The sequence below is a fragment of the Brevundimonas sp. BR2-1 genome (assembly GCF_037626195.1).
Lineage (GTDB): Bacteria > Pseudomonadota > Alphaproteobacteria > Caulobacterales > Caulobacteraceae > Brevundimonas.
The window spans coordinates 194,461-215,006 of the sequence record NZ_JARKMV010000002.1; the positions used below are offsets into that span (position 1 = coordinate 194,461).

A 20,546-nucleotide genomic window follows, 5' to 3' on the forward strand; every position below is an offset into this window, starting at 1 on the left:
GGGACTATGCTGCGGGGTCAAAGACCCCGCGGAGGGAACGAAGTGGGCGAGTTTTTCTATGTGCTCGATGAGAGCGCGCGTATCCTGTTCGTGGACGACGATCCCATCTTGCGGGAGTTCGCCCAGGTGAATCTCGCCTCTCCCATGGCCAGTATCGACGTCGCGGAAAACGGTGCGGAAGCTCTGGAGCGCCTGGGCGAACACTACGACATCGTCCTGCTCGATCTGGAAATGCCCGTTCTGGACGGGTTCGACACCCTCGCCGCCATCCGGGCCAATCCGCGCACGCGGGACCTCGCCGTAATCGTCCAGACCGGCCGCGAAGACGTCGCGGCCATCGACCGCGCCTTTCGGCTGGGCGCGACGTCCTTCGTGACTAAGCCGCTGAACTGGCGGCTGCTCGCCTATCAGATGCTCTACGTCCTTCGCGCTTCGAGAGCCGAACGGAAAATCGCCGGCCGCGAAACCGGCCAGGATCAGGCGGCGTGACGACCCTCAGGCGCATTTTGAGGGGGTTGGGGACGCGCCTGCGCCGCCTGGGCCTCGATACGCGCGGCAATATCGCCCTTGGCTTCGCCCTGATCGGCCCCACCGTCATCCTGCTCGGCGTCGGCGCGATCGACCTGTTCGCCGTTCACACCGCCCAGACGCGCCTGCAGAGCATCGCCGACGCCGGCGCCCTGGCCGGAGCGCCCGCGCTCGCCCTCGCCACCGACGGCGCCGCGGCCAGGGAGCGGGCCGCCTCGTTCGTCGCCGGCGCGATGAGCGAATGGGCCGAGGCGCCGAGCTTCGACGCCACATACGAGATTGTAGATCAGGGCGGCCAGCGGGCGATCCATGTCGTGCTCAGGGGACACCGGCCCTCGTTCTTCGCCAATATGCTGCCTCCGGGCGGCTGGAATTTTTCCGGCGACGCGACGGCCACATCCCTGGGCCTGGTTCCTCTCTGCGTCCTCGTGACCGGGGGCTCCCAGACGAAGGTCCTGCACGTCAGGGACGACGGCAAGGTCTCCGCGCCGGCCTGTATGGTGCATTCCAATCGGGACATCCTGGTGGAGGGCGGATCGATAACGGCCGCCGCGGTGCAGGCCGTCACCTCCGCCGAGGGTTCGATCAGCCCCGAGCCGGGGTCCGGCGCGGCGCGCGTCGACGACCCCTTCAGCGATCTGGACCTCGAGCGGAACAGGGGCCTCGACTGTCCGATCCGCGCGGTCCTGGAACCGCTCAAACTCACGGCCGGGGTGACGCGGCTTCAGCCCGGCGTCCATTGCGGAGGCCTTGAGGCCGCGGGAACCAGCACCCTCATCCTCGAACCCGGCGAGCACTGGTTCCTTGGCGGTCACCTGATCATCAGGGAAGCCGCCCGCCTGGAAGGCGACGACGTCGTGCTGTTCTTCGACAAGGCCTCCAAGTTCGAATTCATCGATACGTCGCTCGTCCGCCTGTCCGGGCGGACCAGCGGGCTCTACGCGGGCATCGTCATGGCCGCCACCCGCGACAACCCGCAGGACTTCCTCATCTCCAGCGACAACGTCGAGAGCCTGCTGGGCGTCATCTACGTACCCGCCGCCCAGTTGATCGTCCAGGGCAACGCCAACGTCGCCCGCGACAGCGCCTGGACCGTGATCGTGGCCAAGGCCCTGAAACTGAACGGTTCCCCCTCCCTGTTCATCAACGCGAACTACAATTCCACCAACGTTCCGGTGCCGGACGGCGTGGGACCGAGAACTGGCGGAGCACGACTTATCGAATAGCGAGGAAGACCATGTCTGTTGAAGCAGAGAGTATTGCCAGCCGCATCGATGGCGAACTGCCCGACGACCGACGCCGGAGTCCCGGCGACCGCCGCGGCCGCGATCGACGGAAGCCCGGCAGCCGCATCAATGAGAAGGCGCCCCGGCAGTCGCTTCTCAAGGCCGTGGGCGCGTTCGGCGTGGTCTTCAGCGTCGCCGCACTGGGGCTGACCCTCCTCGGCGCCCAGATGCTGGACCTGTCCATCGCCCTCGCCGTCATCGGCTTCGAAGTGGCGGCCCTGATGACCTCGGCCCTCCTCCTGGCGCTCGGTTCGATCGAACTCAGACTGGTCGAGATCCGCCTCGAACTGATGATGGCGAACGGCGGGATGCGCGGGGAAGACCGCCGCACGGGGGATCGACGCGATTAGGTTCGCCGCCGGCCGCCATCGTCCTTCCCTCTCCCCTGCATCCTGCATAGGCTCCCCTCTACTTCGCGGAGGGGCATTTCATGCGGCGTATCGGCCAAGGGACATTCGTGGCGGCGGTTCTGGCCTTGGCGCTGGCGGGTTGCGCCACCGCGCAGGAGGCTCCGCCCCCCCTCCCCACCCCGTTCGAGGCCGTCGATCCCTTTATCGGCACCTCCGGCAAGGGCCACACCTTCCCCGGCGCCGTCGCCCCGTTCGGCATGGTTCAGCTCAGCCCCGACACCGACTACCGGCCGTTCCGCCAGTCCTATGACTGGGCCTCGGGCTATCGCTTCGACGATCCGACCATCATGGGCTTCTCGCACACCCATTTCTCGGGCACCGGCCATTCCGATCTCGGCGACGTCCTGATCACCCCGATCTCGGGTGAGATCAAATGGGACCCCGGCGCGGCCGACCAGCCCGGCTCGGGCTACCGCTCGCGCTACAGCAAGGCGTCCGAAACCGCCGAGCCCGGCTATTACGCCGTCAGCCTGACCGACTCGGCCGTGCGCGCCGAACTGACCGCCGGCGTCCGCGTCGGCCTGCATCGCTACAGCTTCCCGCGCCGCGCTCCGGCCCGGGTCCTGCTCGACTTCCGCAGCTCCATCTACGACTACCCGGGCAAGGTGCTGTGGTCGCGCATCCGCCTGCATCCCGACGGCACGGTCACCGGCTTCCGCGAGACGCGCGGCTGGGCCCCGGCCCGCCAGATCTATTTCGCCATGCGGTTCTCTCGCCCCATGGTCGGCCATGAGCTGAAGGACCGGGACGAGGCCATCCCCTACAACGGCTTCCGCCAACCGGGCCGCACCCCCGCCGACCGCGACCAGGTCCAGGGCCGCCAGCTTCAGGCCGCCTTCGACTTCGGCGAGATCGCCGGGCCGCTGCTGGTCAAGGTCGCCGTCTCCTCGGTCGACGAGGCCGGGGCCGTCCGCAATCTGGACTCCGAGGGCGGCGATTTCGACTTCGACGGCGTCCGCGCCGCCACCCGCGCCCAATGGGAACAGGCGCTGAACGTCGTCCAGATCGAGGCCGCGCCCGAGATGCGGACCACCCTCTACACCGCCCTCTACCACGCCCTGATCGCGCCCTCGGTCCACGGCGACGCCGACGGCCGCTGGCGGGGGCCGGACCAGCAGGTCCATCAGTCCGACTTCACCGTCCACTCGACGTTCTCGCTGTGGGACACCTTCCGCGCCGAGCATCCGCTGCTGACCCTCGTCGCCCCGCCGGAACGCAACACCGACATCGTCAATTCCCTGATCGCGGCGCAGCAGGTCAGCCCCTACGGCATCCTGCCGGTCTGGTCGTTCCACGGTCAGGAGACCTGGACCATGATCGGCTATCACGCCGTCCCGGTCATCGCGGACGCGTATCTGAAAGGCGTCCCCGGCATCGACGGCGCCGCGGCCCTGAACGCCATGACGGCCAGCGCCACCTACCGTCCCTATGGAGGGCTGGGCGACTATATGGACCTCGGCTACGTCCCCATCGACCGCGAGCCCGAGGCCGCGTCAAAGACCGTCGAATACGCCTATGACGACTGGACCATCGCCCGCATGGCCGAACGGCTGGGCCGGTCAGACGTCGCCGCCCAATTCGACCGCCGCGCCGGTAACTGGCGCAACACCTTCGATCGAGACACCGGCTTCGTCCGCGCCCGTCTGGCCGATGGCAGCTACCGCACGCCCTTCGACCCGACCGCCATCAACTACGGAAGCGACTACACCGAGGGCAACGCCTGGCAGTATTCGTGGTTCGTCCCGCAGGACATGGCGGGCCTGATCGGCGCCATGGGCGGCGACGCGGCGGCGGTGGCCAAACTCGACGCCATGTTCGACTACGACAACACCGGTCTGGACTACTCCCACGCCGAGGACATCGCCGGCCTGATCGGCCAGTACATCCACGGCAACGAGCCCAGCCACCACTCGGCCTACGCCTATGTCCACGCCGGCGCCCCCTGGCGGACGCAGGCGCGGCTGAAGCAGATCGTCGAAAGCCAGTACCACGCCCGCCCCGACGGCCTCGCCGGCAATGACGACGTCGGCCAGATGTCGGCCTGGCTGATGTTCACGGCCATGGGCTTCTACCCGGTCACGCCGGGCTCGAACCAGTACGTCATCGGACGGCCGTTCACCGATCGCACGGTCCTGACCCTGCCCGGCGACAAGCGCTTCGCCATCGTCACCGACGGCCTCGCCGACGACCACCCCTACATCCAGTCGGTCACCCTGAACGGTCAGCCGCTGTTGCGGACCTGGATCGGGCATGACGAGATCATGGCCGGCGGGGAACTGCGCTTCGTCATGGGCGCGGGGCCGAACATGACCTGGGGCGTGGGCGCGGAGGCGCGGCCGTATTCGATGACGGCGTACTAGCGTTCACCTCACAAACCCCCTCAGCACATTCGCCTCCGTGCTCAGCACGAGCTTGCCCAGGTCCACCCGCTTCGGCTCGGCGAACATGAGGAAGTAGTATTTCATCTGCTCGGACCACCAGTAGCCCGGGCAGTTGTCGCCCTGGGTCATCGGCCGGGTCGTGATGTCGGCCAGCGAGGTGTAGCCGTAGGCCGCCTTCGACGTCTCCTTCATCGCCCGGTAGTGAACCGCCGTCAGCGCCCGGTACCGCTCGTCCCGGTCGCCCAGCCACAGGTTCAGGCAGGCGTCGGCGAACTCGGGCCGCAGGCCGGTGCGCTTGCCGCGCGCCGTCCCCGTGGTCACCTCGATCGATTCCGGAATGATGGTGTAGCGCGCCTGCATGTCCGTATAGCTGGCCAGGAAGTCGTCGCCCTCGGCCTTGCGGCCGACCTGGCCCAGCAGCCCGGCCAGATAGCCGCCCAGCACCGTCTGCGACGTGCCCGTCACCTCGGCGGTCTCATAGTCGACCATCGGGAACCACAGCCGGCCCTCATAGCGCCGGCCCTGATGGGCGATCATCGCGCCCGTGCATTCCTCGGCCCAGCGCTTCATGTCGGCGTCGCCGAACATCTCCCAGCTGTCCCACAGATATTCGTAGAAGCTGTCCGCATAGACATCGATCGAGGCGTTGCGGCTGGTGAACTGGCCCGTTTCGGCGTGGATGTTGGCCGCCATCAGCCCCTTGTCCGACCGCATGTCGAGCGCATGCTTCATCGCCCGTTTCGCCGCCGCATAGTATTTCGGCTCGCCCGTCAGCCGGCCCAGCAGGCCGAACTCGGTCGCATAGGTGCCGATCTCGGCGAGGTTGGTCATGGGGTCGCGCACCGCCCCCGTCTTCAGGTTCACATAGCGGTACGGCAGGCCGTGCGGCGAGGCGTCGAACGCCTTCATCAGCCGGTCCGCCACGTCCTTCGCCTTCTCAAGCAGCACCGGATCGCCGCTGGCCAGATGGGCCGACAGCAGGCCGCCGACCAGCCGGATGTTGGTCTCGAACACCTGGGCGAAGCCGTCGATGTCGAAGTCCAGCCTGGCCTTGACCCAGTCGACCCCGGCCTGGAACTCCTCGTCCAGCTCCATGATCCACAGGGTGTCCAGCGCCTCGACCAGCGACAGGCCCAGGTCGTGGCCGTCGATGAAGAAGGACTGGCTGGTTCCCGAGACCGGATTGATCTCGTCCTTGCCCCAGGCGCGGGCGACATAGTGGTCCCAGGCCCATTTGAACTCGGCCTTCACGTCTGCGCCGAGCGCGGCCCAGTCCTCGGCCTGCGCGAGCGCTGGCAGGCCGGTCAGTCCGGCGGCGGCGGTTCCGCCCATCAGGGACAGGGCGTGGCGGCGGTTCAGGTTCGACAGGGTCATGCCTCACCCTAAACCGGAGCGCCGATCACACAACTCCGCTCATCCCGGCGAAAGCCGGGACCCAGTGCTTTGGGTGTTGCAGCGGGTCCAGTTGTTTTAGCCCGCCAGTCCCCGGGCGCCGGCGTCAAGCTGGACAGGACTGGGTCCCGGCTTTCGCCGGGATGAGCGGATAGAGGGTTACGAACTCACCGCCAGCCGCGGCCCGTTCATCCATGGCGGCTCGGGCATCGATCGCCGCGCGGTCGTCTGGGCGCGGGTCCAGCGTTCGTGCAGGTCGGCGAAATAGGGGTCGTCCTCCTCGATCCGGCGCTGGTCGCCGCTCAGGAAGCCGCGCCGCAGGGTGATCAGATCAAACGGCGCCCCGACCCCGACATTGGACCGCATGGTGGTCGAGAATGAGATCAGCCCCAACTTGACCGCTTCCGGCAATGGACTGTCGAAGGCCAGGCCGCTCTCCAGAATGGGCTTGCCGTATTTGGCCTCGCCGATCTGGAGATAGGGCGTGTCCCGCCCGCACTCGATGAAATTGCCCTGGCTGTAGATCAGGAACAGCGCCATCTCGCCGCCCTTGATCTGGCCGCCCAGCAGCATCGAGGCCGAGGTGTTCAGGCTGTCGGCCTCCAGCGCCGGCGCGATCGACAGCCGCACGCTACGCAGGGCGTGGCCCAGAACCTGGGCGCAGCGGAACAGGGTCGGCGCCGTCTCCAGCGTCTCGGGCTCATCGCCGACGTTCAGATGGACGCCCTCTTTCGCCATGGCCAGGGCCGTCTGGGTCACCGACAGATTGCCGGCGGTGCAGATGCCCAGCACCCGCTCGCCCGGCCGATCGACGACGTGCAGCTTGCGATAGGTCGAGATGCTGTCGACGCCCGCGTTGGTGCGGGTGTCGGCGATCATCGCCAGACCCTCCTCGACCAGCATGCCCACGCAATAGGTCATGCGGCGCGCCATCCCCGTACGGCCATCATGAGCCGACGGTATCAGATTCGCGCGGCGGCGGCGCCCGCATCCGCGCCCGGTCTACGCCTGTTGCTGGCTCTGTTGCATGTCCGCATCACGCACGTTCAGCCGCACCGCCAGCCGCTCGCCGCCCCCGCCGTAGCTGGTTCCACGCACCGGAGCCGCGCCGAGATAGTCGAGGCCGGTCGCGACCCGCACATAACGTTCGGTGGCGCAGATGCCGTTGGCCGCATCAAAGCCGACCCAGCCCAGATCCTCGATCCAGGCCTCGGCCCAGGCGTGTCCCGCCTCCTGATCGTCCGCCCCGTCCCGGCGCAGCAGATGGCCCGAAACATAGCGCGCGGGCACGCCCATCTGACGACAGCAGGCGATGAAGACATGGGCGTGGTCCTGACAGACGCCCCGGCCCAGGGCCAGGACCTCGGCCGCCGTATGCGTCGGCGTCGTCACCCCCACCTCGAACGCCACCGAGCCGTGGATGCCCGCCATCAGCCGGTGCAGGCGCTCCAGCGGCGGATGGGCCGAAAACTCGGATGCGAAGACCGAGACCAACTTGTCCCGGCGGGTCAGCGCCGTGTCGCGCAGGAACACCAGAGGCGACAGCGTCTCCTGATCGCGCGGCACCACCCCTGCGGTCTCGCTGGTCACCACCTCGCCCGACACCCGCACCGTCAGGCTCTGGGTCGGCTGCTCGGTGTAGAGCGTATGGACGATGTTGCCGAACGCGTCCTCGGACTTGCGCAGGCGCGCGTCGACATCGGTCTCGACCCGCCAGTGGCGCACCTGCTGCGCCTCGGACGATCGGGGCGACAGCCGCAGCGTCTGGATGATGAACCGCGCCGCCCGGTCGTAGGCGTAGGTGGTCGCGTGATCGATACGGATGCGCACGGCTAACTCAGATACTGTTCGTGGATGGCCTGTCCCAGACGGCCGTTCTCGCCAAGGAAGGCCTGGATGTATTCGTGCAGGCCCGACTGGAAGATGTCGTCCATGCGGGAATTGTCGAACGCCCGCATCCGCTCCGCCGCCAGCCGCTGCGCCGGACCGCGCCGCCCATAGTCGCTGGCCAGCCGCTCCAGATACCGCACGATCGACGCCTGACAGCTGGCGAGGGACCGCGGCATCTGCCGGTTCAGCACCAGCAGATCGGCCACCAGCCACGGCTTGACCGAGTCCCGGTAGACCCAGCGATAGGCCGTCAGCGCCGACACCTCGCGCAGCAGGGTGGTCCACTGGAAATAGTCCAGCTGCCCGCCCACCCGCTCGCCCTCGGGCAGCAGCAGATGATATTTCACGTCCAGCAGCCGGGCGGTGTTGTCGGCCCGCTCGATCGCCGCGCCAAGGCGCAGGAAATAGTAGCCGTCGTTCCTCAGCATGGTCCGGCTGGTCGCGCCCTCGACCGACAGGGTGACGGTCTTCACCCACTCCAGAAACCGCGCGAACTCGTCGCGGCGGGTCGGCTGGCCCTGTTCCTCCAGACCGTTCCAGGCCCCGTTGATCGCCTCCCACAACTCGACCGTCAGGGCCGTGCGCACCGACCGCGCATTGGTCCGCGCCCGGGTGATGCAGGCGGTGATCGACGAGGAATTGTCCGGTGCAAAGGCCAGATACTCGCGCACCGACTTCTCTGTCGGCGACCGGCCCAGCGCCCGCGGCGCGCCCGCCGACGCCAGCGCGCTGGCCCAAACCGTCTCGGCGTCGCCGTCGCCTCGCGTCGGGATGGCGGCCAGCCTCAGCGTGGCCTCCAGGATCCGGGCGAGAAAGTCCGCCCGCTCGATGTAGCGGCCGGTCCAGTACAGGCTGTCTGCGGTGCGGCTCAGCATTCAAACATCCAGCACCCAGGTGTCCTTGGTCCCGCCGCCCTGGCTGGAGTTGACCACCAGCGATCCCGGCTTCAGCGCCACCCGCGTCAGCCCGCCCGGCGCCACCTTCACCCCCTGCGGCGACGACAGCACGAACGGCCGCAGATCCACGTGCCGCGCGTGCAGCTCGCCCTTGTCCAGCGTCGGCGCGGTCGACAGGGCCAGGGTCGGCTGGGCGATGAAGTCGTCGGGATCGTTGATCAGCTTCTTGCGGAAGGCCTCGATCTCGCTCTTCGACGCCGCCGGTCCCACCAGCATGCCGTAGCCGCCCGAGCCGCCGACCTCCTTGACCACCAGCTGGTCCAGTTTGGACAGCACCTCCTTCAGCGCCTCCGGCTCGCGGCAGCGCCAGGTCGGCACATTCTTCAGGATCGGCTCCTCGCCGGTGAAGAAGCGGATGATCTCCGGGATGTAGGTGTAGACCGCCTTGTCATCGGCCACGCCCGTTCCGACGGCGTTGGCCAGGGTCACCGTCCCCTCCTGATAGGCGGTCATCAGCCCGGGCACGCCCAGGGCCGAGTCCGGCCGGAAGGTCAGGGGATCGAGAAAGTCGTCGTCGATGCGGCGATAGACGACGTCGACCTGCTGCCGCCCCTGGGTCGTGCGCATGAAGACCTTGCCGTCGTCGACGAACAGGTCGCGCCCCTCGACCAGATCGACCCCCAGCTTGTCGGCCAGGAAGCTGTGTTCGTAATAGGCCGAGTTGAACGGCCCGGGCGTGAGCACCACGATGGTCGGGTCCGCCCCGGCCGCCTCGGGCGCACAGGCCCTGAGCGACGCCAGCAGCATGTCGGTATAGGTCTCGACCGGCCGCACCGGATAGTCGGCGAACAGGTCGGGGAACAGCCGCATCATCATCTCGCGGTTCTCCAGCATGTAGGAGACCCCGGACGGCGTGCGGCAATTGTCCTCCAGCACGTAGAAGCCGTCCTCGCCCGTCCGCACCAGATCGACGCCGGCGATATGCACCCACACCCCGCGCGGCGGCCGGCGCCCCTGCATCTCGGGCACATAGTGGGGATTGGTCAGCACCAGCTCGGGCGGCAGGACGCCGGCCTTCAGACACTCCTGCGGCCCGTAGACGTCGGCCAGGAACAGGTTCATCGCCGTCACCCGCTGGACCAGACCGGCTTCCAGACCGGCCCATTCCGACGCGCCGATGATGCGCGGCACCACGTCGAACGGGATCAGCCGCTCGCTGGATTCCGCATCGCCATAGACGGCGAAGGTGATGCCCATGCGGCGGAAGAACAGCTCGGCCTGCCGCGACCGCGCCTGCAGCAGACCCTCGGGAGCGTCGGCCAGCCAGCGGGCCAGCCCGCGGTAGCTGTCGCGGACATCCCCCCCGTACCCGGGTGTCCCACCTGACATCTCGTCGAAGGCCATGCCGCTCCCGCTGCTTCCAGATTTCAGCGTGGCCCCACAAGCGTCGCTGAAGCAACAGGAATGTTGCGACGCGGCAAAGGTTCAAACGGCCAAGGCTGTCAGGTCCTCGTGATGGCCGGAACGTCCCGGACGCCTGTCCGGTTTTCAGGTGTCCCAACGTCTGGAAGGAAGGAAACCGATGCAAGACCATCAAAAACACCGGCCGCAGGACGACTTCGGCCGCAGTCAGGACGACGGCCGCTGGGAAGCCGGCGACCGCCGGGCCGACGAACGCGTCTCCTGGTCGGAAGGCGATGGCGGGCGCACCGCGGACGCTTACCGCAATCAGGGCCAGATGGACCGTTCATATGCCGGCTCGCGCGGCATGGGCTATGGCCGAGACCAGCAGAGCCGCTATGGCGAAGGCATGTCCACCGGCTGGACGGGCGACCGCTCCGGCGGATCGCAAGGCGGGTATGACCAGACCTATGGCGGCGGGTCGATGTACGGCCAGAGCAGCCAGCAGGACTACGGTCGCGGCCAGCACGGCTTCGCCCGCGGCGGCTACGATCCCGGCTACAGCCAGGGCGGCCAGTTCGGCGGTTCCAGCATGGGCGGCTCGAACTACGGCCAGCCCTACGGCGGCGCCCGGGGTCAGCAGGATCAGGGCTACAGCCAGCATGGCTACGCCCCCGGCGGCCAGATCTGGGAAGGCTCGGGCCGCGGCATGGGCGGCCAGAGCCATCAGCATCACGACTTCGAGCCGGACTATCTGCACTGGCGCGAGCAGCAGCTGTCGGCCTTCGACAAGGATTATACGGACTGGCGCAACGAACGGCGTCAGAAATTCTCGTCCGACTTCGACAGTTGGCGCCAGACGCGACCTCGCTCGGAAGCGTCTGGCGAGCACAGAACGCCCGCGGAAAATCCGATCGTCGGCGACGTGTCCGACGGCGGCGTCGGCACACAGGACGCGAAGAAGCGCTGACCGCGCCGATCTCGCGTGACGAAAGGGCCCGGCTTCCACCGGGCCCTTTTTTGTCGGCTACCGAGCTCCGGTCGCCCGCGGGCCCGCGTTCTTCACATACTGGTCCAGCCAGCGGGTCATCTCCCACAGGGTGTGGCCCACGGATTCCCGGGCGCGATAGCCGTGGGCCTCCAGCGGCAGGACGACATAGCGCACCGTCGCCCCCTGCCCCTTCAGCGCCGCATAGAACCGCTCGGACTGGATCGGGAAGGTGCCCGAATTGTCGTCCGCCTCGCCGTGGATCAGCAGGATCGGCTCATTGACCCGGTTGGCGTAGGTGAAGGGCGACATCTCCGTATAGGTCTCCGTCGCCTCCCAGTAGGTGCGCTGCTCGGCCTGGAAGCCGAACGGCGTCAGGGTCCGGTTATAGGCGCCCGACCGGGCGATGCCGGTGCGGAACAGGTCCGTGTGAGCCAGCAGGTTGGCGGTCATGAAGGCGCCGTAGCTGTGCCCGCCCACGGCGATCCGGTCCCGGTCCGCCACGCCCATGCCGACGACCGCCTCGACCGCCGCCTCGGCGCTGGCCTTCAGCTGTTCGATATAGGTGTCGTTCGGTTCTGCCCCGTTGACGCCGACGATCGGCATGGAGGGATCGTCCAGCACCGCATAGCCCTGGGTCAGCAGAAACAGATGGCTGATGCCGCCCGGCCGCGTGAAGCGGTTGGCGGTGTCGACCACCTGACCGGCGACAGCGGCGTCGGTGAACTCGGCCGGATAGGCCCACATGACCAAGGGCAGCGGACCGTCGCGATCCTTGTCGTAGCCCGCGGGCAGGTACAGCGTCCCGGACAGGGCCACGCCGTCGGCGCGCGTATAGCTGATCGTCTGTTTGCTGACGCCCGCCAGCTGCGGCGCCGGGTCGGGGAAGCTGGTCAGGGCGGTCGGATCGCCTGCGGTCAGGTCGCGGACGAACAGATTGGGCGGATCGTTGCGCGTCTCGCGCCGGGTCACCACCCGGCGGCCCTCCTCGTCGAGGAAGCCGACGACGCTCTCATAGTCGCCGCTGGCCGAGGTCCACAGACGTTCGGACCGGCCGTCGGCCAGATCCATGGCGGCCAGAAACGGATACTCGCCTTCGCGCGTCGCCCCGGGTCCCGTCATCAACACCCGGCCGTCCGCCGCGAACCGGATCACCGGGAACCCCTCGGCGTTCGGTTCGGTCACGGGAGAGCCGGGATTGTTGTACCGGTCCTGATAGTTGCGCTCCAGCAGGACGCGGCCCGATCCGGGGCTCGTCGGATCGACGACATACCGGGTCTCATGCCGGTTGTTGAACCAGCGGCTGGTGACGAGTGCGGTGTCCGCGTCACCCCAGGTCACCCCGGCGTAGCGCTCCTTCAGGTCGATCAACGGAACCGGCGCACCGCTGAACGGCGCGGCCAGGGTGAAGACGCGATCGCGCACCTCGGCGGCGGTGCGCGGATCGCCGCCGTCCTGGGCCTCGGTCCAGACCAGGGTCGCAGGCGCATCAGAGCGCCACTGGACCGCGCGCGGGCCGGGCGCCACGGCGTCGAACGGCGTGGGGATGTTGTCCCTCAGCGGCAGGTCGGCCACGCGGTGAACCAACCGGCCGTTCATGTCGGTGACCGCGACCTCCGCCGGGAACAGTCCCGCCGGCACCACATAGCTGTAGGGCCGCCTGGCCGTCGTCTGCAGCACATGGCGGCCGTCCGGAGACACGCTGGCGCCCAGATAGACGGCGGGCGCGCCCAGCGTCCGGGCCGCTCCGTTCAGCGGAACCAGCGTCAGCTGCGAGGTGAAATAGTGGTCGAAGAGCGCCTCATCCCCGGCGTTGGACAGCAGATCCTGATAGGTCCGCGCGGGCGCCGCCCGGCCCATGCTCTCGGCCACCGTCGGACCGGCCGGCGGGCGCGTCACGTCCGGCGCCGGGCCGCGGCCCTCGGGCGTCATCCGCACCAGCAGACCCGAGCTGTCCGGCAGCCAGTCGAAGGCCCCGCCGCCCGCGGCGTTGACCCTCGCGTCCGTCAGCTTGCGCGCCTGACCGCTGGCCACGTCGACGGTCCACAGCTCCAGCCCCGTGGGCGCGTCCATCAGCAGGGCCAGCGACCGGCTGTCCGGCGACCAGCTGGGCGACAGGAACCGGGCCCCGGCCGGTAGTTCGACCGTGCGCGCGGCCCCGCCCGCGATCGGCTGCAGGGTCAGCCCCGTCAGCCACGTCACCCGGCTGTTGGCCGGTCCGTTGTTGCGCGGATTGATCCGGTATCCCGCCAGCCGCAGCATCGGCTCGGCCAGTTCGGCGATCGGCGGCAGATTGGCCCGGTCATAGAGGGCAAGAGTCCGGTCGTCGGGTGACAGGCTGGGGGTCGGCGTGGGCCTGGTGTCGAGGATCTGCGCGATCGGCGCCGGCGGCTGCTGATAGGTCAGACCGTCCTGCGCCAGGGCGGGACCGGCCACGGCGGCCAGCAGGACGAAGGCGGGCAGGGCCCGGGCCAGCAGATGACGACGCATGAAATATTCCCCGAAACCGTCCGCCCTCTCCCGGGGCGCCGCACGCTAGGGTGCGAACGGAACAGGGGTCAAGGCCGCCGGCCGGCCTCGCGCCCGCGCATCGTCGCGCCGGTCATCGCATAGCAGCTGGCCCGGCTGGGCCGATCTCCGTGCGGCCCGCCATAGGCGGCGCTGACCGAACAGATGTCGGCCGGGCTGAGGCGCCCCTTCCAGCGGTCGGCGTTGCAGTAGTTCATGATCGAATCCGGGTCGTAATACGTCTCGTCCGTATTCTCGGCCTCGGGCGTGCTCTGGCGGGCGACGCAGTCCGGCGCGCGCGGGCTGACGTGGTCATGCGAAAACCCGAGGGCGTGTCCCAGCTCGTGCAGGGCGTCGGCGTAGAAACAGCCCTCCCGCCCGATCGTCCCCCGCCGTCCGCAGATGCGGTTGGTGACCAGATAGTCGGCGTTCAGGACGATCGTCCCGCCCCTCACCAGATTGACCCCCAGATGGCTGGACGAGGCGAACAGTTCGGGATCGTGCTCGATCCGTATGGGAATCCGGCGCGGCCCTGAACCCGGCGCCGGACAGGCCGCCAGTATGTCGAACTCCACCCGGGCCACCGCCTCCCATGCGGCAGCGGCGTCCATCACCTTCTCGCGCGCCCAGGCGTCCTCGGGGGCCGGAGCCTCGAAACACATCGGCGCCCGGCCGTCCGGCCAAAGGTCCGCTTCCGCCGGCGGCGGCGCGGCGGGCGGAGGCGGAGGTGGTGGAGGCGGCGGCGGCGGAGGCGGAGGCGGCGGCGGCGGCGGCGCCATCACCGGCGGCGGGACCTGATCCTGAAACACCGAACAGCCGGCCATCGGAACGCACAGCGCCGTCAGCGCCAGCACCAGAACGATCTTCAAACGTTTCATGCCCAGCGGCTCTCGGTCAGGGTCAACGACAGTTCCAGCGCCACGGCCTGCGCGGGCGGCCGTCCCGCCTCCGGCGCCAGATCCTCGGCCTCGACGGCGACCGTCACGGGCGCGTCCCCCTCGCCGATCATATTCAGCACCTCCTCGCCGAAGCGGAACGGCATGATGTAGTCGCCCGCGTGATGGGCGGGGTCGCCTTCCCGCAGGTGCAGGAAGGTCGGCGACGAACCCAGCGATATCCGCCGTCCGCCGCAGCTCATCCGGATCTCGATCGACCGGTCCAGCAGCCCTTCGTTGGCGGCGAAAGCCACCGAGCCCGCGCCCGCGATCATCAGCGTATCGTCGGCCGCCCGCATCCGCGCCACGGCCTCGGCCGGCAGGGTCACGGACAGGCCGCCCTCGGCCCGCATCGGCCAGGTGACGCCGCCCAGCGGCACGCGCCGCGTCGCCCCGGGAGGCCCCATCTCCGGCACATTGAAGACCGGGAACGGATAAAGACTGTCATAGCCGTAGCCGAGCGGCCGCGTCTCGAGCACGCTGGCTACCGCCCAGTCCCCCGTATCCTCTCCCTGCCCGCCGACGAAGCCGTTCAGCGTCCGCGCCGTCCAGTCAGCCGGATAGACGTTCGCCGCCTGACGCGCGTGCCATGTCGCCCAGACCCGGTCGACGTTGCAGTGGTGCAGCCAGAAGATCGGATCGGTCGCCGCGGTGGTCAGCCGCTTCATCAGCCCGCCGACCAGCTCGTGGATGTAGTTGTGGCCATAGCCCTCGACCATTCCCGCCCCGGCCGGCAGCTTGCCGGCGAAGGTCTCGAAACCGTCCGAGGTCAGCCGCGCCATATAGGGCGACCGGGCCCAGCGGGCGGCGTTGAAATCCAGCGTGTCGACGCCGCGCGCCCGCTGCCGCTCGTACAGCAGGGCGTCCTCGTCCGTGATCCACGATGGCAGGGTCCGGTGCTCCTGCGCGTCCCAATAGGGCATGGCGAAACGGGCGTGGCCCGTCAGCCCCGCGATGATCCGCTCCAGATGCAGCAGCTGCAGCCGATGCCAGGGCAGGAACAGGCCGTTGTTGTGCTGGCCGTTGCGGGAATGAATCTGGTTCTGGCGGGTCCAGGACCGGTCGTCCCGCCGACGCTTCATCAGCGCCAGTCCCTCGCCGAAGGCCACGACGTCGTCGCTGGTCGCGGACAGGGTCCTCGCGCCCCGGCGTACCCGCGGCGTCTGGCCAAGCGCCGGCCCGGCGCCCGGGATCGAGCCGAGGCCAAGCATGGCGGCGCCCGTCAGCGCCTGGCGTCTGTCGATTTTCACCCATGCCCCCGCACGTCTTCCCCGACGGCGAAGGTTCACCAATCTCAGCCCGGTGTCGACCCCGCGTCGCGCGCCGGCGCCTGGCCGATGAACCGCGTCTGCCGCGCCGCCGTCCACATCTCGCGCAGGCCCTGACGCGGCATGTCGACCCCGAATACCGCCAGCTGGGCCACCCAGACCTCGGACAGCTGCTCCACCGTGCCCTGCACCCATCCCGGCGCCTGCTGCCGCGACCAGTTCAGCGGCGAGACGGCGTTGAACACCATCAGGAAGGCGGCGACCGTGAAGATCGTCCGGCTGGTCCAGCGCCGGTCGCGGGCGGCGACGCCCTCGTCGTCCAGCGGCGGTGCGGGGGGAAAGGCGAACCGGCCCAGCGCCGCCAGCGCATTCTCGCGCGTCGGCAGGTCGTGGGCGTCGGCGGCCTCGATCCAGTCGCTGGGCGGATCCTCAGGCGGCGGGGGCAGGCTTTCGTACAGCGGCGGGAACGGCGACTCCGGCCGGTGAACCGGAAACGGCTCCAGCGGGATCTCCGGCGTTTCGCCGTCCTTGCCTGTCGTGTCGTCGGTCATTGTGGGTCCAACGCCTCAGAACTGGAAATAGATGAAGGGGGCCACGCCCTCGGGCCGCACCGCCTCGATCAGCAGGAAGGCCGCGCCGATCAGCAGCCCCAGGGTGATCGACGGCGCCGTCTTCAGCCGCTCGGCCAGGCCCTCGACGGCCCGCGGCGGCAGCCAGTGCATGGCCAGCCCGCCGGCGATCAGCGTCAGCAACAGCGGCGTCAGCGCGACCACCGGCCCGATCCGCCCAAGCCCCTGCAACATGGCCATGGCCATGTCGAAACTCTCCGCCCGGAACAGGATCCAGCCCAGGCAGACGATGTGGAAGGTGACCAGCACCCCCACCACCGTCGGAATGACCTTGCGATCGCCGAACCCGGCCCGGAACAGCCGCTCGATCACCTGCACCCCGCCGTGCAGCGCGCCCCAGGCCAGGAAGGTCCACGCCGCCCCGTGCCACAGCCCGCCCAGCACCATGGTGATGAACACATTGATGCAGCTCGAGACCAGCCCCTTCCGCCCGCCCCCCAGCGGCACATAGAGGTAGTCCCGCAGCCAGCTGGACAGGCTGATATGCCACCGCCGCCAGAAGCTCTGCATCGAACTGGCGCGATACGGCTGGTCGAAATTGCGCGGGAAGGAATAGCCCAGCAGGGCCGCGATCCCGATCGCCATGTCGGAATAGGCCGAGAAGTCGCAATAGATCTGGACCGCATAGCCATAGACCGCCGCCGCGATGTCGATGGCCCCGTAGGCCGACGGATCGAAGAACACCGGATCGACCAGGTTCACCGAAATCTCGGACGCGATCACCGTCTTCTTGAACAGGCCCCAGACGATCAGCAGCAGGCCGTGCGTGGCCATCTCCCGCGTCAGCCGCGGCGTCCGGTCGAACTGCGGCAGCAGGTCCGAGGCCCGCACGATCGGCCCCGCCACCAGATGCGGGAAGAAGCTCATCAGCAGCATGACGTCCAGCAGGCTCTTCGCCGCCGGCGTCTTCCCGCGATGCACGTCCACGACGTACGAAATGCCCTGGAAGGTGAAGAAGCTGATCCCCACCGGCAGCACGATCTGCAGCAGCGGCAGGTCCCGCTCCCAGCCGAACCGCATCAGCAGGTCGCCCGCTTGCTCGATGAAGAAGCCGTAGTATTTGAAGAAGCCCAGGATCAGCAGATTGACCGCGACCCCCAGGCCGACCAGCCACGCCTTCCTCGCCCCCGGCTGCCGCGCGATCAGCGCCCCGACGCCCCAGTTCAGCACCGCCGACGCGATCAGCAGGCCGACGAACCGCCAGTCCCACTGGGCGTAGAAGAACCAGCTGGCCAGCAGCAGGAACAGCTTCCGCCGCCCGTTCTCGCGATCCAGCGACCAGGCGGTGAAATAGACGAACAGGAAGAAGACGCCGAAGGCCAGGGTCGGGAACAGCATCTAGTTCGGCCCCCCTGCGGCGACGCGCGCGGCCTTCCAGCCGTCATAGGCCGCCAGCAGATCCCGGCTCAGCACCCCGCCGATCCAGTCCGCGCCCTCGCTGGTGAAATGCACCCGGTCGCCGCGCATCAGGGGCGCGTCCCTCAAGGCCAGCCGATCCGCCGAACACGCCCCGCCCATCCGTCCTTGCCAGTCCCAGAACGCCACACCCATGTCGGCGGCGACCCGTCGTTGCACGTCCCGCACCACCGCCAGCGACGGCGGCGGCCTGCGCCGGCCGTCGGCGCTGCATCCGCCCGGCTCGCCGCTGCGCAGCGCATCCGGAGCCCCCAGCAGCATCAGCGACGCCGCCGGGGCCAGCCGCCGCATCCGCGCGATCTGGTCCCGCAGCAGCGCCTCATAGGCCCGCCCGTCCAGCGCGTCGTCGAACCCCTCGTTGGTGCCGAACGCCAGCACGATCAGGCCGGGCCGCCACAGGGCCAGCTCGGCCGCCGCGATCGCCTCGTCCCGGCTGGCCAGATCGCGCAGCGTGGTCCCGATGACGCCGAGGCTCGACACCATCACGCCGGGCTTCGCGCCCGACAGCATGACGGAATCCATCACCACGCCCCGCTCCAGCGGGATCAGCCGCACCGAGGCGGTCGGCCCCGGCAGGGCCAGCTCGTGGCACACTTCCTGATCGGGCGTCGCTCCGTTGAAGTCCAGACCCCGGCCCAGACCGCCCGCCTCGACCGACAGTCCCGCGCCGCCGCCGCGCGCCCGGCCGCAGATTCCGACCACGGAAGCCTCCGCCCCCGGATCGAGTTCGAACCCGATCAAGGCGCCCTCGCCGCCTGTCGCCCGCATCCCGGCCAGGCCGACCCGCGGCGAAGGCGTTCCCGCCGCCGACTGCAACGAGGGGTTTTCGGCCGACCAGCCCGCCGCCGCCATCCGCACCTGAAGCGGCGCATAGCTGTCATAGGGCGCGCCCGGCGGCAGCACCCCGCGCCCCGCCGCCCCGAACCGGGCCTGAAGGTCGGCCCTCAGCTTGCCGGTGATCCGGTCGCCGATGGTGTGGCTGTCGCCGATCTGGAGGATATGCACCGGCCGCGTCCGCTGGCCCGCCTCGGTCGCCGCCAGCGCCTCGAACAGCCCGGTCAGCGCCCCGGCCTGACACAGGCCGCCCGGACAGTCGGACTCGCCCGCAGGCGGCGCGGCGACGGCGGCGTAGGGGATTTCCTGCGCGACGGCCGCGCCCGAAACCGCAATCCATACTCCGGCTGAAAGGGCCGCCGCCGCGGTCCTCATTCTCAGGCGGCGGGCGTCGCGGGAACAGCCGCAGGCCGGTCCAGCCCGGCGTCGCGCTTCAGGCGCGCCGCCACCGGGGCGCTCATGCGCAGATAGCCGGCCATCGACATGTGGATCCCGTCATTGGCCCGCATCAGGGTGCGGCGGCCGGTGTCGGTCGGCAGATAGGCCTCGTATCCGCCCTCGCCGTTCGAGGTCAGGGCCGTCGTCTCGATATAGGGCACGTCCAGCGCTCGCATCCGCGCCGCGACCACCGCGTTGATCAGCGTCATCTTCGCCTCGAACGAGGCCCGTTTCATGCGCGGCAGGCCGACCCAGTAGACGGCCACGTCGCGGCTGCGCAGCAGGGCCACCAGATCGTCGACCCGTTTCGCATAGGCGGCCTTCCAGCCGTCCGAGCCGAACGGATGGATCTGGCCGTCCATCTCTATGCCCTGGGCGTCATTGGTGCCGAACAGCATGACGGCCACATCCACCGGCTGCTCGTCCAGCTGGCCGCGCGTCTTCGCCTGGATGTCGACGTAGTCGTAGCGGCTGAGGCCCGTCGAGACCTGCGAGAATTTGCTCACCGTCACATTCGGCGTGTGCTGCAGATCGCGGTACAGGCCCGCGTACAGGCCGTCCGCCATCGAATCCCCGAACACGCCGATGCGCAGCGGTCCACGGGCCAGCCGCGCGTTCAGCGGCGTTACGGCGGGCAGGGCCGGCGCGGCGGCGACCGGAACGGCGGCCGGCGCCGCGGGCGCGGGCGGCGCCGAGGCCGCGGCCTTGTCGCCCAGCATGATGGTCGGATGGCGCAGCCACGCCCGGCCGTCGGGCGTCAGCACCAGCCCGGCCAGAACACCGACCACGAAGGTCGCCGTCAGAGCATTTATGCCAGCCCGCAAACCCGTCCCCCGACTGAACCCTGTTCCGCCGAGCCTTTTACCTTATCGGGGCCGAACCGCCACCTCGCGCCCGTGTCACGGGAAGAAAAAGGTTAACCGAAGCGCCCTTCGGCCCATCGCGCCGCCAGATATCCGCCGATCGCCGACACGGTCGTCAGGACCGTTCCCCAGCAGATGTCGATGATCGTCAGGCGGGTCGACCAGACGTTCAGCGTCGCCTGATTGGTCAGGTCATAGGTCGCATAGGCCACGAACCCCAGCACCGCCCCGTTCAGCGCCGCCCTCTGCCACGCGCCTTCGCGCAGGGCGGGTTCGACGGCCAGGAAGACCGTCCCCGCGATCGATACCAGATAGAAGACAACCGCGGCCTTCATGTCCGGCCTGTCCGCCAGGATCGGCCCCAGCGCCGGCTTGTACAGCCGGCTGGACATGGTCGTCAGCCAGATGGCGTCCAGGGCCGCGAAGGTCAGGCCTGCGCCCAGATAGGCGGCCACATATTTGATCATCGGTTCAACTCCTCGC

The 20,546-nt window shown here is 69.0% G+C and carries 18 protein-coding genes; 5 read left to right on the forward strand and 13 right to left on the reverse strand.

What is annotated here, in order from left to right:
- The first annotated feature begins 42 nt into the window (after positions 1 to 42).
- The 4 genes from BrevBR_RS10465 to BrevBR_RS10480 all read left to right on the forward strand — a co-directional run bounded on the left by BrevBR_RS10465 (position 43) and on the right by BrevBR_RS10480 (position 4,584).
- Positions 43 to 489 (forward strand): response regulator, encoded by a 447-nt coding sequence (locus BrevBR_RS10465; RefSeq protein ID WP_340000903.1) that lies wholly within the window; start codon positions 43 to 45, stop codon positions 487 to 489.
- On the forward strand, positions 486 to 1,754 hold the full coding sequence (locus BrevBR_RS10470) for a TadE/TadG family type IV pilus assembly protein (RefSeq protein ID WP_340000904.1): 1,269 nt from the start codon (positions 486 to 488) through the stop codon (positions 1,752 to 1,754). Before BrevBR_RS10465 ends, BrevBR_RS10470 begins: the two co-directional genes overlap by 4 nt.
- Positions 1,755 to 1,765: 11 nt before the next feature.
- On the forward strand, positions 1,766 to 2,164 hold the full coding sequence (locus BrevBR_RS10475) for a hypothetical protein (RefSeq protein ID WP_332641436.1): 399 nt from the start codon (positions 1,766 to 1,768) through the stop codon (positions 2,162 to 2,164).
- Between the two features lie 80 nt (positions 2,165 to 2,244).
- Complete coding sequence (locus tag BrevBR_RS10480) at positions 2,245 to 4,584, forward strand: GH92 family glycosyl hydrolase (RefSeq protein WP_340000905.1); 2,340 nt, start codon at positions 2,245 to 2,247, stop codon at positions 4,582 to 4,584.
- Between the two features lie 3 nt (positions 4,585 to 4,587).
- Here BrevBR_RS10480 and BrevBR_RS10485 read toward each other — a convergent pair whose 3' ends face one another.
- The 5 genes from BrevBR_RS10485 to BrevBR_RS10505 all read right to left on the reverse strand — a co-directional run bounded on the left by BrevBR_RS10485 (position 4,588) and on the right by BrevBR_RS10505 (position 10,187).
- Positions 4,588 to 5,979 (reverse strand): glycoside hydrolase family 47 protein, encoded by a 1,392-nt coding sequence (locus BrevBR_RS10485; RefSeq protein WP_340000906.1) that lies wholly within the window; start codon positions 5,977 to 5,979, stop codon positions 4,588 to 4,590.
- Positions 5,980 to 6,156: 177 nt separating this feature from the next.
- The gene (locus BrevBR_RS10490; RefSeq protein ID WP_340000907.1) at positions 6,157 to 6,918 is read right to left on the reverse strand and encodes a peptidase; all 762 of its coding nucleotides are present in this window, start codon (positions 6,916 to 6,918) and stop codon (positions 6,157 to 6,159) included.
- Positions 6,919 to 6,999: 81 nt separating this feature from the next.
- Entirely contained in the window at positions 7,000 to 7,827 is an 828-nt protein-coding gene (locus tag BrevBR_RS10495; protein WP_332641440.1) for a transglutaminase family protein, read from the reverse strand.
- Between the two features lie 2 nt (positions 7,828 to 7,829).
- A complete protein-coding gene (locus BrevBR_RS10500; RefSeq protein ID WP_332641441.1) occupies positions 7,830 to 8,762 on the reverse strand; it encodes an alpha-E domain-containing protein in 933 nt (310 codons plus the stop codon).
- Complete coding sequence (locus BrevBR_RS10505) at positions 8,763 to 10,187, reverse strand: circularly permuted type 2 ATP-grasp protein (protein ID WP_340000908.1); 1,425 nt, start codon at positions 10,185 to 10,187, stop codon at positions 8,763 to 8,765.
- Between the two features lie 178 nt (positions 10,188 to 10,365).
- On the opposite strand from BrevBR_RS10505, the gene BrevBR_RS10510 reads away from it, so the two are divergent.
- The gene (locus BrevBR_RS10510; RefSeq protein ID WP_332641443.1) at positions 10,366 to 11,154 is read left to right on the forward strand and encodes a hypothetical protein; all 789 of its coding nucleotides are present in this window, start codon (positions 10,366 to 10,368) and stop codon (positions 11,152 to 11,154) included.
- A gap of 57 nt (positions 11,155 to 11,211) precedes the next feature.
- On the opposite strand, the gene BrevBR_RS10515 is transcribed toward BrevBR_RS10510, so the two are convergent.
- The 8 genes from BrevBR_RS10515 to BrevBR_RS10550 form a co-directional block, all read right to left on the reverse strand.
- Positions 11,212 to 13,662, reverse strand: coding sequence for an alpha/beta hydrolase family protein (locus BrevBR_RS10515; protein ID WP_340000909.1), 2,451 nt, complete (start codon positions 13,660 to 13,662; stop codon positions 11,212 to 11,214).
- Between the two features lie 68 nt (positions 13,663 to 13,730).
- Positions 13,731 to 14,558 carry a hypothetical protein gene (locus BrevBR_RS10520; RefSeq protein ID WP_332641445.1) on the reverse strand — a complete coding sequence of 276 codons (828 nt, stop codon included), beginning with the start codon at positions 14,556 to 14,558 and terminating at the stop codon, positions 13,731 to 13,733.
- On the reverse strand, positions 14,555 to 15,865 hold the full coding sequence (locus BrevBR_RS10525) for a tyrosinase family protein (protein WP_340000910.1): 1,311 nt from the start codon (positions 15,863 to 15,865) through the stop codon (positions 14,555 to 14,557). The genes BrevBR_RS10520 and BrevBR_RS10525 overlap by 4 nt, the downstream gene beginning before the upstream one ends.
- A 44-nt stretch (positions 15,866 to 15,909) precedes the next feature.
- The gene (locus BrevBR_RS10530; protein WP_340000911.1) at positions 15,910 to 16,434 is read right to left on the reverse strand and encodes a hypothetical protein; all 525 of its coding nucleotides are present in this window, start codon (positions 16,432 to 16,434) and stop codon (positions 15,910 to 15,912) included.
- Between the two features lie 15 nt (positions 16,435 to 16,449).
- Positions 16,450 to 17,850 (reverse strand): MBOAT family O-acyltransferase, encoded by a 1,401-nt coding sequence (locus BrevBR_RS10535; protein WP_340000912.1) that lies wholly within the window; start codon positions 17,848 to 17,850, stop codon positions 16,450 to 16,452.
- Positions 17,851 to 19,137, reverse strand: a complete 1,287-nt coding sequence (locus BrevBR_RS10540) for a GDSL-type esterase/lipase family protein (RefSeq protein WP_340000913.1) — start codon at positions 19,135 to 19,137, stop codon at positions 17,851 to 17,853.
- Positions 19,138 to 19,139: 2 nt separating this feature from the next.
- Positions 19,140 to 20,024, reverse strand: coding sequence for an SGNH/GDSL hydrolase family protein (locus tag BrevBR_RS10545; RefSeq protein ID WP_340000914.1), 885 nt, complete (start codon positions 20,022 to 20,024; stop codon positions 19,140 to 19,142).
- A gap of 92 nt (positions 20,025 to 20,116) precedes the next feature.
- Positions 20,117 to 20,530, reverse strand: coding sequence for a DUF2177 family protein (locus BrevBR_RS10550; RefSeq protein ID WP_340000915.1), 414 nt, complete (start codon positions 20,528 to 20,530; stop codon positions 20,117 to 20,119).
- Positions 20,531 to 20,546: the final 16 nt, after the last annotated feature.

What these genes read in the sequence shown, in the direction of transcription:
- BrevBR_RS10510 (WP_332641443.1), top strand. Translation starts at nt 10,366, where the DNA reads ATGCAAGACCATCAAAAACACCGGCCGCAGGACGACTTCGGCCGCAGT.
- BrevBR_RS10500 (WP_332641441.1), bottom strand. Translation starts at nt 8,762, where the DNA reads ATGCTGAGCCGCACCGCAGACAGCCTGTACTGGACCGGCCGCTACATC.
- BrevBR_RS10550 (WP_340000915.1), bottom strand. Translation starts at nt 20,530, where the DNA reads ATGATCAAATATGTGGCCGCCTATCTGGGCGCAGGCCTGACCTTCGCG.
- BrevBR_RS10535 (WP_340000912.1), bottom strand. Translation starts at nt 17,850, where the DNA reads ATGCTGTTCCCGACCCTGGCCTTCGGCGTCTTCTTCCTGTTCGTCTAT.
- BrevBR_RS10485 (WP_340000906.1), bottom strand. Translation starts at nt 5,979, where the DNA reads ATGACCCTGTCGAACCTGAACCGCCGCCACGCCCTGTCCCTGATGGGC.
- BrevBR_RS10520 (WP_332641445.1), bottom strand. Translation starts at nt 14,558, where the DNA reads ATGAAACGTTTGAAGATCGTTCTGGTGCTGGCGCTGACGGCGCTGTGC.
- BrevBR_RS10505 (WP_340000908.1), bottom strand. Translation starts at nt 10,187, where the DNA reads ATGGCCTTCGACGAGATGTCAGGTGGGACACCCGGGTACGGGGGGGAT.
- BrevBR_RS10480 (WP_340000905.1), top strand. Translation starts at nt 2,245, where the DNA reads ATGCGGCGTATCGGCCAAGGGACATTCGTGGCGGCGGTTCTGGCCTTG.
- BrevBR_RS10475 (WP_332641436.1), top strand. Translation starts at nt 1,766, where the DNA reads ATGTCTGTTGAAGCAGAGAGTATTGCCAGCCGCATCGATGGCGAACTG.
- BrevBR_RS10540 (WP_340000913.1), bottom strand. Translation starts at nt 19,137, where the DNA reads ATGAGGACCGCGGCGGCGGCCCTTTCAGCCGGAGTATGGATTGCGGTT.
- BrevBR_RS10490 (WP_340000907.1), bottom strand. Translation starts at nt 6,918, where the DNA reads ATGACCTATTGCGTGGGCATGCTGGTCGAGGAGGGTCTGGCGATGATC.
- BrevBR_RS10530 (WP_340000911.1), bottom strand. Translation starts at nt 16,434, where the DNA reads ATGACCGACGACACGACAGGCAAGGACGGCGAAACGCCGGAGATCCCG.
- BrevBR_RS10515 (WP_340000909.1), bottom strand. Translation starts at nt 13,662, where the DNA reads ATGCGTCGTCATCTGCTGGCCCGGGCCCTGCCCGCCTTCGTCCTGCTG.